The organism is Exiguobacterium sp. KRL4 (assembly GCF_001870785.1).
Taxonomy (GTDB): Bacteria; Bacillota; Bacilli; order Exiguobacteriales; family Exiguobacteriaceae; genus Exiguobacterium_A.
Genome location: NZ_MOLV01000019.1, coordinates 1 through 15,346 on the forward strand (window position 1 = coordinate 1; position 15,346 = coordinate 15,346).

Consider the following 15,346-nt stretch of genomic DNA (forward strand, 5'->3'; position numbering starts at 1 on the left):
TTCAGTTTTCAAAGTTCGTCGTGTCGTTTTCAGCGACTTTAATAAGATATCACGAAATAACTTGTGCGTCAATCGTTTTTTCATATTGTTTTTCATCGCGTCCTCGGCATGCGCCTGTCGACATGTATTAATATACTATCTCGAGATAACAACGTCAACTATTTTTCTAAAAAAGAATGAGAAATTTTTTTTCTTCTATATATAGGTTTCCTAATCTTTTCTTTTTTCATTCTGAACAAGTGAAAACCGGTCGATTAGACGACCGGTTCATACGTTACAAGTTCAACGCCTAATCCCTTTGTTCGCTGATAAGAAATTCGAACTAATCCTTTACGGATAAAGAAATCAATCAGACTACCTAAGTCGACTTTTAATTCCTCCAGGCGTTGTTCCTCCATCAATTCATACATCGTCCAAGGACGATCACGTTCTCGCATGACCTCAAATAAGTACTTACCACCTGACAACACTTTCGATTGTAACAAATGCTCTAAACCAATCAACGCAAGATGAATCCGTTGTTCTAACGTCTCTTCACTTAATAATAACTGTTCGTACAACTTATAGACATCCGGATCATCCAAACGTGCCTGTTCCCAGACGACGACTTCCGGATGTGCCCCTTTTTCCAAGACAGATAACCGGGCTAAATGATGTAGGGCATGGTGGACGTGTGTATAGGCATCGTAATAACTTCCACGGCTGAACAAGTTTCTTCCATCTTGAAAACGGCGCAACAATTTCGCGAATGATAACGACATCTGTAAACACCGTTCGGTTTCCGGAAAATTTAATAACTGTTTTTTCAAGTTCGTCAAATAGTCATTTCGTTCAAAGATGATCGAACCTTCTGATATCCAATGGACGGCCCTTCGGTTTGCATTTAAAACCATCCAACGAGACAACACGTCTTCGTGTACGAGTTGTAATGAAACTCGCAATGTATCCAGACGATAATGTTTGACTGTCCATTCAATGGACGGGTCTCGCGTAATCACTAAAAGTAAGACATCAAATTGATCGGTCAACGAGTCCCGCGGCTGTCTTTTTTCAACAGAAATGATTCCTTGTGTGTCCGGATAAGCGGCATATTCTGAATAAATCGTTCGTGTTGCTTGCTCCATTTCCTTCTCACCCTTCTCTACTCCATACTCGACCTGCTGATTTTTGATCGTTCGTCCGTTACCATTTTCGACAAAAAATCAACCGTTCCTGCTTCAGACTCGCTCCAACAATATGCTAGACTGACTACAGGGGGAATTCATGTGAAAAAACAACGCAAAAACAAAATAAATCGCGCCCGTAACTTAGCGATGTTCTTAGTGTTTGGCGGAATGCTCGTCATGTACGGTGGTCTTTTGTTAAAACAATTTGAAATCATCATGGTCATTTTAATGCTCGTCGGATTCGTCATGGTCCTAGCGAGTACAGCTCTCTATTTCTTGATTGGTTTAACTTCGACAAAAGCAGCTGTCGTCACGTGTCCGAACTGCGGGAAAGAAACAAAAGTTCTCGGTCGGGTCGATTTATGTATGCACTGCGACGAACCATTGACGATGGATCGAAATCTTGAAGGAAAAGAATTTGATGAAAAATACAATAAACACAGTAAACGAGCTCCCCGCTAAAGGAAGCTCGTTTTTTAGTGCACGTTCGATTGGCAATCGGGACAAGTCCCGTAGACTTCGAGGCGGTGACGATCTACTTTAAATCCTGTCAAGTGCGCAGCAACTGTCTCCACATCATCTAATACCGGATAATTAAAGTCGACGATTTTTCCACAACCTTCGCAAATCATATGATAATGACGTGTCGTCACAAAATCAAAGCGACTCGAAGCATCTCCATAATTCATTTCTTCTACGATTCCTTTTTCTCGGAAGACCCGTAAGTTATTATAAACTGTCGCCACACTCATATTTGGAAAACGATGTTCGAGCGCACGATAAATTTCATCTGCTGTCGGATGTGTATGTCCCGTCGTTAAATATTCCAAAATCGCATGACGTTGTGGTGTCATCCGAACGCCTGATTCACGTAAAGAGCGTACTGCGTCATCTAGCATTTCGTTCGCCACGTCATCCCCTCATTTCTATCTTTCATTGATTATTAGATTGTAATCTTTATAATTAGTCTACCTACATTCTTTCTTTCCGTCAACGGCTCTGCTCCTCATTTGACAGACATGATACAATCGTATCGTGATATTTTTCACGTATCAACGATTGGAGGAATCCTCATGTCAATTCAAACAAGTCGCAAAACTTCTGAAGCGTTATATGAAGTCGCACAAAAATGTATCGTCGGCGGTGTGAACAGCCCATCCCGTTCTTATAAAGCAGTCGGTGGTGGTGCTCCTGTTTATATGGAACGTGGTGAAGGGGCGTACTTCTTCGATGTCGACGGAAATCGGTACATCGATTACTTAGCAGCTTATGGACCAATCATCACTGGTCACGGTCATCCACATATCACGGAAGCAATCACAAACGCGTCACGAAACGGTTTATTATATGGAACCCCCCATCGTTTAGAAATCGATTTCGCTCACAAGCTCCAGCAAGCAATCCCTTCTTTAGAAAAGGTTCGTTTCACAAACTCCGGAACAGAGGCGGTCATGACGACGATTCGTGTCGCTCGTGCCTACACCGGACGTGAACTGGTCATCAAATTCAGCGGTTGTTACCATGGTCACTCCGACTTGATGCTGATTGCAGCGGGAAGTGGACCGGCGACACTCGGTTCGCCTGACTCGGCGGGTGTCACAAAAGCGACAGCCAAAGAAGTCATTACGACACCGTTCAACGATATTGAGTCGTACCGCCAAATCATGTCAGAGTGGGGCGATCAAGTCGCCTGTGTCCTCGTCGAACCAATCGTCGGGAACTTCGGAATCGTTGAACCGCAACCTGGTTTCCTTCAGGCCATCAACGACATTACGCATGAACATGGTGCCCTCGTCATCTATGATGAAGTCATCACTGCGTTCCGTTTCATGTATGGAAGTGCACAGGAACTGTTAAACATCCGTCCCGATATGACGGCACTCGGAAAAATCATCGGCGGAGGTCTACCGATTGGTGCGTATGGCGGACGTCAAGAGATCATGGAACACGTCGCCCCACTTGGTCCCGCCTATCAAGCAGGAACGATGGCCGGAAATCCGGCTTCGATGGCAGCCGGAATCGCCTGCCTCGAATTACTCAAACAACCCGGAGTTTACGAAGAATTCGACCGACTGGGTGCGAAACTTGAACAAGGGATTCTTGAAGCCGCCAAAACGCATGCTGTCACGATTACGATCAACCGTCTCAAAGGAGCCTTGACAGTCTACTTCACCGATGAGACCGTCGTCGATTATTTAGGAGCTGAGCGTGCTGACAGTGAAATGTTCGGTCGTTTCTTTAAATTAATGCTCGAACAAGGCATCAATCTTGCCCCTTCTAAATATGAAGCGTGGTTCTTGACGACGGCTCATACAGAAGCGGATATCGATGAGACGATTGTTGCCGTGAATCATGCCTTTTCTCAACTATAATCCGATACAAAAAGGCTATTCCGTTTTTTCGGAATAGCCTTTTTTTCATTCGACGAGCTCTAAGTTCTGAATCGCATACAGTTCGAAGTAAGCGCCACGTTTACGCATCAATTCTTCATGGCGTCCCATTTCCGTGATCTGTCCATTTTCGATGACGACGATTTTATCGGCATCGGTGATTGTCGAAAGACGATGAGCCACGGTAAACGTCGTTCGTCCTTTGGCAAGACGTGCCAATGAATCTTGGATCATGGATTCGCTTTCGAGATCAAGCGCACTCGTTGCTTCGTCTAAAATCAAAATCGGTGGATTCTTGAGGAACACGCGAGCAATCGCGAGACGTTGTTTTTGTCCGCCCGATAACTTGACACCACGTTCGCCGACCGGTGTTTTATAGCCATCTTGCAAACGTTCGATGAACTCATGGGCATTGGCGGCTTTGGCTGCAGCAATGACTTGTTCATCTGTCGCCTCCGGATTCCCCATCTTGATATTCATTTCAACCGATTCACTAAACAGAATCGATTCTTGCATGACCATTCCGATTTGGTCGCGGAGACCACGAAGCTTCAAATCTCGAATATCGACACCATCCAACGTAATCCGTCCGGATGAGACATCATAAAAACGGGGAATCAGACTGACGAGTGTCGATTTCCCGCCTCCTGACATGCCGACGAACGCAATCCGTTCACCTGCTTGGACGTCGAGCGTCAGCCGGTTGATCGCCAGTTCGCCCCCTTCTTCATACGAAAAGCTGATATCTTCAAATTGGACGTTTCCTTTGACGGCACCCGGATTTTTAGCTGTCGCTTTTTCTGTAATGTCATACGGTTCATCCAAAAACTCAAACATCCGGTCCATCGAGGCAATCGATTGCGTCAATGTCGTCGATGAGTTGACGAGTCGGCCGAGTGGTGCGTACAGACGATCAATATAGGCGATGAAGGCGACCATCGTCCCAAGGGACTCTTGACCATTCAAGACAAGGAAGGCAGCTGCTCCGAAAATCAAAATCGGTGCAAAGTCGGTAATCGTCGAAACGACGACGTACGTCCGGGCATTCCAGTTCGTTTGCCGTAAAGCGGCATTTAAAAAACCATCATTTTGTTTTTTGAACGCCCGGTTTTCATGTGGTTCGAGGGCAAAACTCCGAATGACGGCCATTCCGTTGACGCGTTCTGTCAAATGTCCTTGCAACTCGGCCAGTGCCGCGGAACGATCACGTGTCAGACTACGAAGCCGCCCATAAAAGAATTTAACGGCAAGTGCGTAAAATGGTAAGGGAATGATGGCAACGAGTGTCAGTTTGGGATCAATCGTCCACATGATGGCGATCGCAATCAAGATCGTGATCATATCGAGCCAGAGGTTCATCAAACCGGTCACGACAAAATCTTTTGTCTGTTCGACGTCATTAATGATCCGCGAGATGACTTCCCCCGTTTTTGAATTTGAATAAAATCGTAAGGATAACTTCTGGACATGATCAAACAATCGATTTCGGACATCAAATAGAATTTTTGACGCGGACCACTGAGCAAGGTATTGACGAATGTATTCCAGTGGTGGTTTGACGACAAGGAAGACGAAGAATCCGGCCCCGATCAAATAGGCCAATTCCTTACTGCGTTCTGCCAATGGAACCGTCGTCGTTTCGTCCAAAAGATTATCGATGATGTATTTATAGAGCAACGGCAACCCTAATGGAATCGAAAACTTGATGATCCCGACAAACACCGTTAAAAGGATTTGTTTTTTATAGGGTTTGACGAATTCCATGTACCGTCGGATCGAACCTTTTTCTTTTGGGTGGACTTGTTTTTTTCTACTCATGTGTTTCCCTTCTTTCAACTAAAAAAAGACGATGGCGAACCATCATCTCCGATATCTTGTTTCGTATTCACGATACCACGTTTCAACGAATGCTGGATTAAACGGACCCTTGCGACTCCGAATCCATTGAATCAAAATCTGGACGTTGTCCTTGAGAATACGATCGATCGCTTTCGGATAATTCATGTCCCGGCGATGTTTCTCATACTCATCCTCATCCAAAATCATGTAAGACATGTCTGGATAAACTTTGATGTCTAAATCATAATCAATGTACTTGACTGCTCGATCCTTTTCATCAAACGTCGAAGGTGACCCTAAGTTACAGTAATAGTAGATTCCGTCTTCGCGAATCATACAAATTACGTTGAACCAAAGTTCTGTCGAAAAATAACAAATCGCGGGTTCTCGTGTCCGCCACTGACGACCATCCGATTCACTGACCATGATCCGGTCATTGAATCCAATCAATTCTTCTTCCGTCGATTTAAGCACGAGCGTTTCTTCCCAAACTCTGTGTAAGCTGCCGTTATGTTTGAAACTTTGAATCTCAATCTTGCTACTTTCTTTTGGGAATCGACTCATGTGCTACTCCTTTCTGAAGCTTTTTATTCAGTTTTTTCTATACTCTCGTGCTTATTATACCCATTTTCAGAACACATGAAAAACGAAAGGCTACTTTTTCAAGAAAATGACTGGTATTTATTTTGAAAAATGATGTAAAATCGCTTGCTTCCGTTGGCGAAACATCGGTCGCAGGATGAGCAGATCGACGAACCATTTCGGCAAATACGATTTATAAATCAAATCATCCACCATATAGACACCGTCCGCCCGCTCCTCGACACGGTGCGTATGGCACCAGGCCGAAAACGGAAACGGAACCTTGACTCCGACGTCGACAAAGACATCTGCCCCGACCATCGGAATGATCGAATCCCACTTTACATAGATCGGCGGAACACCGACTTTCAGCTGAATCGTATTTCCGGCATACGTCCTCGTATCGCCGCTCGTTTGTACTTTCGGGAAAGTCGTCATACCGGTCAATGCTTTCGCATCACTTAAAAATAACCAGGCTTGTTCCTTTGTCGTCGGAACACGGGTCTCCGTCAAAAAATGCTTCATCTTCATTCTCCCTTCAATAATCGATCAATTTTCATTTGCGCGACAGAAATCGGTTGTTTAGCATACGTCGATTCGTCCATCAAAACCGTTTCTGCTGGTTGTGTCGCCACACGGTAAACGGTGATGTCCCAAATCCGGTGTGAAAAGATATGTTTGACACTACCGACAAGCGCTCCCGGTTGGTCGTCCATCGTCTCTACTAAAGGATATTGCCACATACCTGCGAGTAATCCAGTATCCGGACGTTTCATGACGGCCACACGTCCGTCTTCTTCATACACTAATGCATCATATTGAATCGTCTGTGTTTTTCCTTTTTTTGTTTTGACAGGAAGCTCTGCTTGAACAGACCGTTCATAGGCAAAACAGACATCATTGACCGGACAGAGCCCGCACATCGGTGATTTTGGTGTACAAACCATCGCTCCAAGCTCCATCAACCCTTGATTGAAGCTAGATGGATCCATGTGGTCAATCAGTTCATGAACAGCCGCTTCAAATGTTTTCCGTGTTTTTGGTGCGGCGATGTCGTCATAAATTCCTAGAACACGCGATAGCACTCGCATGACGTTCCCGTCGACGGCCGGCTCCGGATGACCATACGCAATGGAAAGGACGGCACCTGTCGTGTAAGGACCCACGCCACGCAAACTTTCAAATTTTTCTTTCTCATCCGGTACGATTCCATCATATTTTTCAACAACTTCTTGAACGGCGATTTGAAGATTCTTAACTCGGGAATAGTACCCTAGACCCTCCCAGTATTTTAAGACTTCACTTTGATCGGCCGATGCTAGATCGTGTGGTGTCGGAAAACGTTCCGTAAAACGATGGTAATAAGGAATTACCGTGTCGACCCGCGTCTGTTGTAACATGATTTCACTGATCCAGATATGGTACGGGTTTTTCGTTTCCCGCCATGGCAATTGTCGTTGCTCACGTAAGAACCATTGAACCAGTTCCGTTGTAAAATGTTGTTTATTGAAGTTTGTGAAATATTCTTTAACGAGAGTCAAAATTCTACCTCTTTTCTGTCTGATACGTTATAGTAAATGCAACTTGCAGGTAACTGATTTTTCAAATTATGAATGAGATTCATTACTTTTTCATTACTTTTTATAGAGGAGCGAATTCGCATTGGATACTGGTACGCATATCGGAATGGGACTTTGCCTCGCCGCCATTTCTACGCTTGAACCTGACGTCGCCTCGAGCGCTACGCTGTTTGCCGCCGTCACAACCACGGCCCTGGTCGGTTCCCATGCCCCGGACTTTGATACTGTATTTAAATTTAAAGGAAACAGTGCCTATCTCAGACAACACCGTGGGAAATCACACGGGTTGATTGCTTTGATTGCTTGGCCGTTATTGTTATCCATCGTCATCGGTGCCTTGTTTGGTGTTCCACCTACTTCATTATGGCTGATGGCACAGATTGCTGTCGCCCTTCATGTCTTCGTCGATCTGTTTAATGCTTACGGGACACAAGCTCTTCATCCGTTTAAGAAAATCTGGATTGGATGGGGCGTCATCAATACGTTTGATCCCTATCTGTTCACGATGTATTATAGCGCGTTTGGCATCTGGTTACTGACCCGGGCGACGATCGTCATCTTCCCAATTCTGATCGCCATCGTTATCATCTACTATGCCGTCCAGTTTAAACTACGGAATGACGCGCTAGCGACGGCAGCCCGTTATTACGGAGGTGCCCACAAATTGTTTATTTCTCCCGGAATGAAATGGGATGAATGGCATGTTGCAGCACGCCTCCGCAACGAATATGCTGTTGTCAAAATCAATTCCGGAAACGTCGTCGAGTGCGGAAACTTCCGCATCAAAGAGGAACCTCATGGGGACGAGTTGTATGAAGTCGTCAAAGAAAACGCCGATTTGCAGGCCTTCCTTGAGTTTTCGAAGATTCATACGTATACCGTTTCACGAAAAGATGGCATCGTCGAATACCGCTTCACGAATTTACGGTATTTCACGAAAGAAGTGTATCCCTTCGTCGCGGTCGTCCGAATTGATGCGACGTCGCATCAAATCGTCAGCTCCTACACGGGCTGGGTCTTCAGCGAACGGACGTTACAAAAAAAACTAGTTGTTCCCGCCTTATGAATAAAGGACTCGCTCTGTTCGGAAAAATCCTTCCGAAGAGCGAGTCCTTTTTTAGTTGAACGACTGGCTGTCGCGCCCAATCATCAGATGTTTGAACTTCTCATTTGTCGTGTTGAAACGATGCAACATCGCACCGTGTTGTTTGATTTGTTGTTGGACGAAACGAACGGCAACCGCTTCGCCTTGGTATTTCTCTCCTGCCCGCGCAAGTGTCGCTTCGAAATCTTCCCAAAGTACTTCAACCCACGTCAAAGCTTCGAGTGGTGTCAACGTCTCGTTGACGTGTTGTAATTCTGCAGCCAGTCCTTTTAGTGCTTCTGAACGATTTTGATCCATCGTCATTCCTCCTCTTCTCGAATCAAGGCGAGTGGAATCGCCACTTCGTTTACTGTCCCTTCAAAATGTCCCCATCCCATGACCCCGTTGACGAAATGCAGCTCGAAACGTGGTTCTTCTCCATCAATCCGGTAAAACCGTCCCGTCTCGAAGCGACTCGCGTCGACGAGATAACTCTGGGCAATGGCAATTTTCCGGATAATGACCTCAACTTCACTCATGTTGCCGTGCTGCTCGGCTTTTCGTTTTTGCTCGTTCAACTTCGTCACGAGCATCTCTAATTCATATTTCGACAGTTGACTCATTCGTGTTTCCATCAAAAAACTCCCCCTCTTCGTCATTAGTATATACGAAAAGAGGAAGTAAAATGGTCCTGTTAGCTCGATTTCAGTTCGAGATTCCGTTTGCTTTGTAAGGCATACATTTTCGCATAAATCTGGTGTTTCCCTAATAACTCTTCGTGTGTCCCACGTTCAGCAATCTGTCCGCGGTCCAGGACGATGATTTCATCCGCGTCTTTGATCGTTGATAGCCGGTGGGCGATGATGAACGTCGTCCGCCCTTTCGTCAATGTCAGCAACGCTTCTTGAATCATCGCTTCCGTCTCGGAATCGACACTCGCCGTTGCTTCATCGAGCACTAAAATTGCCGGGTCGAATGCAAGTGCGCGGGCAAAGCTGATTAACTGCCGTTCTCCCGCCGACAAGGTTGCTCCCTTTTCGATGACCGGTTGATCAAGTCCTTTGGGGAGCCGGTCAATGAACCGATCTGCCCCTACAGCGACGATTGCTTCCCGGATGCGTTCGTCCGAAATCGACGGATTACCGAGCGTGATGTTCGTCCGAATCGTCCCCGTGAATAAAAATGGATCTTGTAAGACGATCCCCATATGATCACGGACAGCTTGTTTAGGCAACGTCGTGACATCTTGTCCATCAATCAGCAGTTGTCCTGCTGACGGATCATAAAAACGCATCAACAGGTTCATGATCGAACTTTTCCCACTGCCGGTATGACCGACCAGAGCAATCGTCGCACCGGGTCGCGCCTCGATCTCAATCTGTTGCAACACCGGGTGACCAGGATCATAACTGAATTCAACTTGTTTGAACTGGACACGACCCGCAAAACGCGGCAAACGTCCTTTTTCGACATCTTCCCCCTTCTCATCCAGCAGTTGGAACATCCGGTCTGCTGAGACAAGGGCTTGTTGAAGTGGGGACAACTGATTCATGATTTGAGTGACCGGTTCAAATAGACGGGAGACATAATCGATGTAGGCATATAAAATACCAAGCGATAAAAACGTTCCGTCCGTCAAACTTTTTCCGGCGACGACCCAAATCAATAAGGCGAGCGTCAAGTTTTTTAAGAAGTATGACAAGTTATGCGACATCAACGCTTCCAGTCGGAGTAATTTCGAGCGTGTCTGATAGTTTTCTTCGTTTTTCTGTTCAAACTCCGCGAGGACTTCTTTTTCCCGGGCATATGCTTGAATGATCGGCATCGTTTGGATATTTTCATTTAATTGACCGTTCATATCGGCGACAAGTGATCGGACCTTGAAGTTGTTTTCCGTCGCTAGTTTTTGGAACAATTGAATCCAGAAGTAGACGATCGGAATGATGACGAGTGAGGCCAACCCTAAACGAACATCAAGGAAAAACATCGCCACGAGGATTCCTGCCATCGTGATCAGGCCGGAAAAGACGCGTGCCAGAACACCGAGGTACAGATCACGAATCGTTTCCGTATCATTGGTCACCCGACTAACGATTTTACCGATTGGCGTCTGATCAAAATACCGGACCGGCAACCGTTGTAAATGTGAAAATACATCCAGCCGCATCCGTTTGACGATTTTATGGGCCGAGCGCTGAAGCAAAATCTGTTGGATCCAGTTTAAGCCTGCTGCAAGCAATAATAAGATGATATAGAACAGCGATAACCATCCGATTGCTTTCAGATCTGAGGCATAAAAATCATACACTTGACCTTGAGTCAGCTTCGTGACACCAGGATAACGATACGTGTCGTTTCCGCGTGTGACTGTCAACGTTCCATCCGTCACACTCCGTTCCCCCCCACTGACGACTTTTTCCGGAACAAAATAATAGCCGTCTTTCGATTGGACGATCGCGATCGGTCGCAGGACCGCTGACGCCGGTACATCTGCCGTCTTCGCAAACTGTCGGTCCCCATACTCGACCGTCCCACCTTCACTCACTTCCACCCAATCTTTTTCGATTGCGACAATATGTTCATCAATGATGACTTTAGCAATATACGGTCCGGTCAGTTCTGCTCCGACCGCCAGAATCAACAAAAACAATCCTAAGAAGATCGCTCGTTTCTCGTGCATCGCATACCGGACGAGCGAGCGGATGGTCGTTTTCCGGCGAACCGGATCTAATACATAAAGTTCTTCTTCATTCATGGTTCACACCTCCTCACTTACGTTTCTTCACTTTGGCGTTCAAACTGTTCAGCGTACCAGCCTTTAAGTGCCATCAATTGTTCATGTGTCCCACGTTCTGTCACTTGACCGTCTTGTAAGACAAGAATCTCGTCCGCATGGGCAACCGCCGATAAACGGTGGGCGACAATCAACGTCGTCGACTGTTCTCGGTTCGTACGGATCGCATCGATGATTTGCGATTCCGTTTTTGCATCCACTGCTGACAGCGAATCGTCGAGTAACAATAACTTCGGTTTTTTTAACATGGCCCGCGCAATCGACAATCGTTGTTTTTGACCTCCCGATAACGTGACCCCGCGCTCCCCGACCAGTGTCTCCAGTCCTTGATCGAGCATCGTGACATCTGTCGTAAACGAAGCAAGACGAATCGCTTCGTGCAGTTCTGCCTCCGTTGCTGTTCCGGCACCAAAGAGAATATTGTCTCGAACTGTTTTTGAAAATAACAGGTGTTCTTGCGAAACATACCCTGTCCAACCTCGGACCGTTTCAAGTGCCACATCTTCATATGGAACCCCGTTGACTTTCAACATCTCTCGTCCGACTGGATATTCACGTAAGAACTGACGAAGGAATGTCGTTTTCCCAGCACCGGTCGGACCGACGATCCCAATCGTCTTCCCTTGTTCAATCGTTACGTTCACGCCCCGTAACGCCGGTTGTTTTGTTTCCGGATACGTAAACGTCAAGTCTGACAGTTCAATCGTTTCCGGGACATCGATGTCGACGCTCGGCGTCGATGTAATCAATGGTTTGACCCGCATCGTCGATTGAAGCCGATCGAGGCTTGCTGTCCCACGCTGAATGACATTGATCAATTCACCAAAGGCGTACATCGGCCAAATCAACATGCCGAGGTAAATATTAAAGGCAACGAGTTGTCCGAGCGTGATGTCGTTCGTGAAGACGAGATATGTCCCGAACGATAAACCAATCAAGTAACTGATCCCGACTAATAATTTGATGATCGGTTCAAACAAGACATCGATTTTCGCGACATGCATATTTTTATCAAAGACATCGGTCGTCACTTGATCGAATTTTTTTACATCGATATCTTCTTGCACAAATGAGCGGATGACCCGTAGACCAGAGATTGATTCCACGACTTGGTCGTTCATCGTCCCGAAGGCATCCTGCGCCGTCATGAAACGCCCATGAATCTGACTGCCAAGTTTGTTCATCGCATAGGCAAGAATCGGCATTGGCAACAGTGCCGCAAGCGTCAGTTTCCAATCAATCGCGACTCCCATCACGACTAACGTAATCGCCGTCATGTTGAGTGAATCGACGAGTGTCAGAACACCAAAACCAGCTGTTCGTTCGACCGCCTTCAAGTCATTGGTCGCGAGCGCCATCAAATCTCCTGTTCGATTCCGTTGGTAAAACGTCGGGGTCAGTTTTAATAAATGCGTAAAAAACTGGCTTCGCAATGTGCGTTCAAGTAAAAAAGCCGTTCCGAATAATTTCGCCAGCCATAAATACGTCAAAATAAAGGACGTGATCGAGATGACAGTGAGACCGATGACGTATTGCATCAGAGTCGTCCGGTCCATAGAACCGGAACGTAATCCGTCAATTACTTTTCCAATCAACCATGGGGGCGTCAAATCGATGAAGCCCGTCACGATCAATAATACGACGGCAATCAAATATGATTTTTTATGTTCCTTCAAAAACCAACTGAGTTGGCGGAATAGTCGCACAATCGTTCCCTCCTTTGTCGTTCATATTGGTGTTACCTAATTTCCAAGCACGCAAAAAAGGCAAACTGATTTCCGGAGCAGTCCGAGAATCAATCTGCCTTTCTAAAGACGATTTGAATCGACGATATGGTCTGCGTGCTCGGGGAACGGATTCCCTGTCAATCGCACACTGAATGAGTGTTTATACGAGTTCGAGAGTCTCCGCCATATTTAGCTGTTTGATCAATGAGATAACAAGTGGCTGTTTCATGTGACGGTTCCTCCTTTTCTTAATCTGAGCGTAGAATAGCATAATTGTCGAACAATTGTCAATTTTGTGTCCAAATTTTTAAATCGGAAACATCTCTTGTCATATTCCTTCTTCTTCTTCCTGTTTCACTTGCTCGATCACTTCTGCGACAAGCGCATACGGGAACCCTTTCCGGACGAGCGCCTGCTGCGTTTTTTGCACACGGGCGAACGGCTCCAAGTTCCGGTATTTCGGATAATATTTTCGAGCTTGGTACAACGCAGCTGATTCTTCCGTTTCCGCTTCGACCTCTTCGAATACAAGTTGAAGTCCTTGTTTTGAGACTTCCGTTGAAAAACCGCGTTGCATCAGTGTTTGTTGTAGTTTTTGTTTCAGCTCACGAACCGACCTTCTCGCCAGTTCTTTTTGTTTTTGCCGTAAAAACTTCAACACTTTTTCGAGTTCTTCCTCTTCTGTAAACTCCGCAAGCGCCTCGTCGATATACGACTTCGGAACCTTCAGGGCTTCCAGATCCCGGCGAATCTTTCCGGGACCTTGCGGCGTCGTCGCCTTTTTCGTCGCCGTATACGCTTGGGCAAATTGTTGATCATTCAAATACTTTTGATCGGTCAACCGTTTGATCGCATGTTTCACCGCATGCTCGGGCGTTTCTTTTTCCATCAAATAGGTTTCGACTTCACTCGTCGCCCGCATCCGGTATGACAGATGGTTAAGCGACAACCGGTAGGCTTTTTGTTGTTCTTCTGCCGTGAGTACTTCCTTGACGAAATCATCTTCTAGCTCTTTGTCGCGCTGTAGATTATATTTGATTAAAATATCGACATCGACGGCAAATGCATATTCTTCTTTGCCTTCGCGCTCAATGTAAATATTAAAACGTTCCGTATTTTTCTTTTGGGTGGAAATTCGTTTGATTTTCATGTCTGTTCCTCCTTTTTCGTCTTCTTCTGCAACGATAACATGTTGAATGAGGTTTGAGTGAAATGGACAAACGGGAACATATGTACAAGTATCAAAATGAGAGGATGACTTGACTGATGAAGATTGCGATTACAGGTGGAACAGGAATGATTGGACAGGCATTAACGAAACGCTTACTTAACGAAGGACACCAGATTAAGATTCTGACACGTTCACCTAAAGCAGCGACCGGACAAATCACGTACGTCGAATGGTTGACGGACGGGGCCTCGCCGGAACAGGAGTTAAACGATATTGATGCATTCATTCACTTAGCCGGTGCCTCCATCAACGATGGACGATGGACGGAGGAACGGAAACGAGTCATTCTTGACAGCCGGATCGACGGGACAAAAGAACTGGTCCGGATCATCCAAGCCCTGGATTCAAAACCAGCTGTCGTTTTATCAGCATCTGCCGTCGGGATTTATGGACAAGACCGCCATCAGACTTTTTCAGAAGATACCTCTCTTCCACCAACTGCCGATTTCTTGAGTCATGTGTGTGTTGCTTGGGAAAACTTAGCAGAACCGATTGCCGAGCTTGGTATCCGCTTAGTCCATCCACGAATCGGTGTCGTCTTAAGCACGGACGGTGGTGCTTATCCATTGATGCGTCTTCCTTACAAACTGTTTGGCGGAGGAACGATGGGCGACGGAAAACAATGGGTCTCCTGGGTCCATATCGATGATCTCGTCGAACTGTTCCTGTTTGCCTTGACGACTGACTCCGTGAACGGTCCACTCAACATCACAGCCCCTCATCCTGAGACGATGCGACGGTTTGGAAAAACAATCGGGAATGTATTACATCGTCCTCACTGGTTACCTGCTCCACGCTTCGCACTTGAACTCGCCCTTGGTGAAAAAAGTGTCATCGTTCTTGAAGGAGCTCGAGTCATTCCGAAAAAAGCACTCGAAAATGGTTACAAATTTCGGTATGCTGAACTAAAGGATGCACTTCAAAATCTGGAGCATACAAACTAATACAGGGGC

At 46.1% G+C, this 15,346-nt stretch carries 15 protein-coding genes; 4 read left to right on the forward strand and 11 right to left on the reverse strand.

Annotated features, from left to right (window positions below; translation table 11 throughout):
* Positions 1-254: 254 nt before the first annotated feature.
* Positions 255-1,124 carry a nucleotidyltransferase-like protein gene (locus tag BLD48_RS11485; protein ID WP_071500326.1) on the reverse strand — a complete coding sequence of 290 codons (870 nt, stop codon included), beginning with the start codon at positions 1,122-1,124 and terminating at the stop codon, positions 255-257.
* 141 nt (positions 1,125-1,265) lie between these two features.
* On the opposite strand from BLD48_RS11485, the gene BLD48_RS11490 reads away from it, so the two are divergent.
* Positions 1,266-1,628, forward strand: a complete 363-nt coding sequence (locus BLD48_RS11490; protein ID WP_012369565.1) for a DUF2614 family zinc ribbon-containing protein — start codon at positions 1,266-1,268, stop codon at positions 1,626-1,628.
* Positions 1,629-1,642: 14 nt separating this feature from the next.
* On the opposite strand, the gene perR is transcribed toward BLD48_RS11490, so the two are convergent.
* The gene (perR, locus tag BLD48_RS11495) at positions 1,643-2,065 is read right to left on the reverse strand and encodes a peroxide-responsive transcriptional repressor PerR (RefSeq protein WP_251027441.1); all 423 of its coding nucleotides are present in this window, start codon (positions 2,063-2,065) and stop codon (positions 1,643-1,645) included.
* Between the two features lie 174 nt (positions 2,066-2,239).
* Here perR and BLD48_RS11500 point away from each other — a divergent pair, with 174 nt between their 5' ends.
* Complete coding sequence (locus BLD48_RS11500) at positions 2,240-3,538, forward strand: glutamate-1-semialdehyde 2,1-aminomutase (protein ID WP_071500327.1); 1,299 nt, start codon at positions 2,240-2,242, stop codon at positions 3,536-3,538.
* A 45-nt stretch (positions 3,539-3,583) separates the two neighbouring features.
* Here BLD48_RS11500 and BLD48_RS11505 read toward each other — a convergent pair whose 3' ends face one another.
* The 4 genes from BLD48_RS11505 to mutY form a co-directional block, all read right to left on the reverse strand.
* Positions 3,584-5,374 carry an ABC transporter ATP-binding protein gene (locus BLD48_RS11505; protein WP_071500328.1) on the reverse strand — a complete coding sequence of 597 codons (1,791 nt, stop codon included), beginning with the start codon at positions 5,372-5,374 and terminating at the stop codon, positions 3,584-3,586.
* A gap of 42 nt (positions 5,375-5,416) precedes the next feature.
* Complete coding sequence (gene ntdP, locus BLD48_RS11510) at positions 5,417-5,959, reverse strand: nucleoside tri-diphosphate phosphatase (protein ID WP_014969653.1); 543 nt, start codon at positions 5,957-5,959, stop codon at positions 5,417-5,419.
* A gap of 117 nt (positions 5,960-6,076) precedes the next feature.
* Complete coding sequence (locus BLD48_RS11515; RefSeq protein WP_071500329.1) at positions 6,077-6,502, reverse strand: SRPBCC family protein; 426 nt, start codon at positions 6,500-6,502, stop codon at positions 6,077-6,079.
* A gap of 2 nt (positions 6,503-6,504) precedes the next feature.
* Positions 6,505-7,518 (reverse strand): A/G-specific adenine glycosylase, encoded by a 1,014-nt coding sequence (gene mutY / locus BLD48_RS11520; protein ID WP_071500330.1) that lies wholly within the window; start codon positions 7,516-7,518, stop codon positions 6,505-6,507.
* Between the two features lie 121 nt (positions 7,519-7,639).
* Between mutY and BLD48_RS11525 the strand changes: the two genes are divergently transcribed.
* The gene (locus BLD48_RS11525; RefSeq protein ID WP_071500331.1) at positions 7,640-8,623 is read left to right on the forward strand and encodes a metal-dependent hydrolase; all 984 of its coding nucleotides are present in this window, start codon (positions 7,640-7,642) and stop codon (positions 8,621-8,623) included.
* Positions 8,624-8,674: 51 nt separating this feature from the next.
* Here BLD48_RS11525 and BLD48_RS11530 read toward each other — a convergent pair whose 3' ends face one another.
* The 5 genes from BLD48_RS11530 to BLD48_RS11550 form a co-directional block, all read right to left on the reverse strand.
* Positions 8,675-8,959 carry a YfhJ family protein gene (locus tag BLD48_RS11530; protein WP_071500332.1) on the reverse strand — a complete coding sequence of 95 codons (285 nt, stop codon included), beginning with the start codon at positions 8,957-8,959 and terminating at the stop codon, positions 8,675-8,677.
* Between the two features lie 2 nt (positions 8,960-8,961).
* The gene (locus BLD48_RS11535; protein ID WP_071500333.1) at positions 8,962-9,276 is read right to left on the reverse strand and encodes a DUF1811 family protein; all 315 of its coding nucleotides are present in this window, start codon (positions 9,274-9,276) and stop codon (positions 8,962-8,964) included.
* Between the two features lie 59 nt (positions 9,277-9,335).
* The gene (locus BLD48_RS11540) at positions 9,336-11,396 is read right to left on the reverse strand and encodes an ABC transporter ATP-binding protein (protein WP_071500334.1); all 2,061 of its coding nucleotides are present in this window, start codon (positions 11,394-11,396) and stop codon (positions 9,336-9,338) included.
* Positions 11,397-11,413: 17 nt separating this feature from the next.
* Positions 11,414-13,141: an ABC transporter ATP-binding protein gene (locus tag BLD48_RS11545; protein ID WP_071500335.1), complete on the reverse strand. Its 1,728-nt coding sequence runs from the start codon at positions 13,139-13,141 to the stop codon at positions 11,414-11,416.
* Between the two features lie 349 nt (positions 13,142-13,490).
* Positions 13,491-14,312, reverse strand: a complete 822-nt coding sequence (locus tag BLD48_RS11550; RefSeq protein WP_071500336.1) for a RecX family transcriptional regulator — start codon at positions 14,310-14,312, stop codon at positions 13,491-13,493.
* A gap of 116 nt (positions 14,313-14,428) precedes the next feature.
* Here BLD48_RS11550 and BLD48_RS11555 point away from each other — a divergent pair, with 116 nt between their 5' ends.
* A complete protein-coding gene (locus BLD48_RS11555; RefSeq protein ID WP_071500337.1) occupies positions 14,429-15,337 on the forward strand; it encodes a TIGR01777 family oxidoreductase in 909 nt (302 codons plus the stop codon).
* Positions 15,338-15,346: the final 9 nt, after the last annotated feature.

What these genes read in the sequence shown, in the direction of transcription:
- BLD48_RS11500 (WP_071500327.1), top strand. Translation starts at nt 2,240, where the DNA reads ATGTCAATTCAAACAAGTCGCAAAACTTCTGAAGCGTTATATGAAGTC.
- BLD48_RS11540 (WP_071500334.1), bottom strand. Translation starts at nt 11,396, where the DNA reads ATGAATGAAGAAGAACTTTATGTATTAGATCCGGTTCGCCGGAAAACG.
- perR (WP_251027441.1), bottom strand. Translation starts at nt 2,065, where the DNA reads ATGCTAGATGACGCAGTACGCTCTTTACGTGAATCAGGCGTTCGGATG.
- BLD48_RS11515 (WP_071500329.1), bottom strand. Translation starts at nt 6,502, where the DNA reads ATGAAGCATTTTTTGACGGAGACCCGTGTTCCGACGACAAAGGAACAA.
- BLD48_RS11555 (WP_071500337.1), top strand. Translation starts at nt 14,429, where the DNA reads ATGAAGATTGCGATTACAGGTGGAACAGGAATGATTGGACAGGCATTA.
- ntdP (WP_014969653.1), bottom strand. Translation starts at nt 5,959, where the DNA reads ATGAGTCGATTCCCAAAAGAAAGTAGCAAGATTGAGATTCAAAGTTTC.
- BLD48_RS11530 (WP_071500332.1), bottom strand. Translation starts at nt 8,959, where the DNA reads ATGGATCAAAATCGTTCAGAAGCACTAAAAGGACTGGCTGCAGAATTA.
- BLD48_RS11485 (WP_071500326.1), bottom strand. Translation starts at nt 1,124, where the DNA reads ATGGAGCAAGCAACACGAACGATTTATTCAGAATATGCCGCTTATCCG.
- BLD48_RS11550 (WP_071500336.1), bottom strand. Translation starts at nt 14,312, where the DNA reads ATGAAAATCAAACGAATTTCCACCCAAAAGAAAAATACGGAACGTTTT.
- BLD48_RS11535 (WP_071500333.1), bottom strand. Translation starts at nt 9,276, where the DNA reads ATGGAAACACGAATGAGTCAACTGTCGAAATATGAATTAGAGATGCTC.
- BLD48_RS11505 (WP_071500328.1), bottom strand. Translation starts at nt 5,374, where the DNA reads ATGAGTAGAAAAAAACAAGTCCACCCAAAAGAAAAAGGTTCGATCCGA.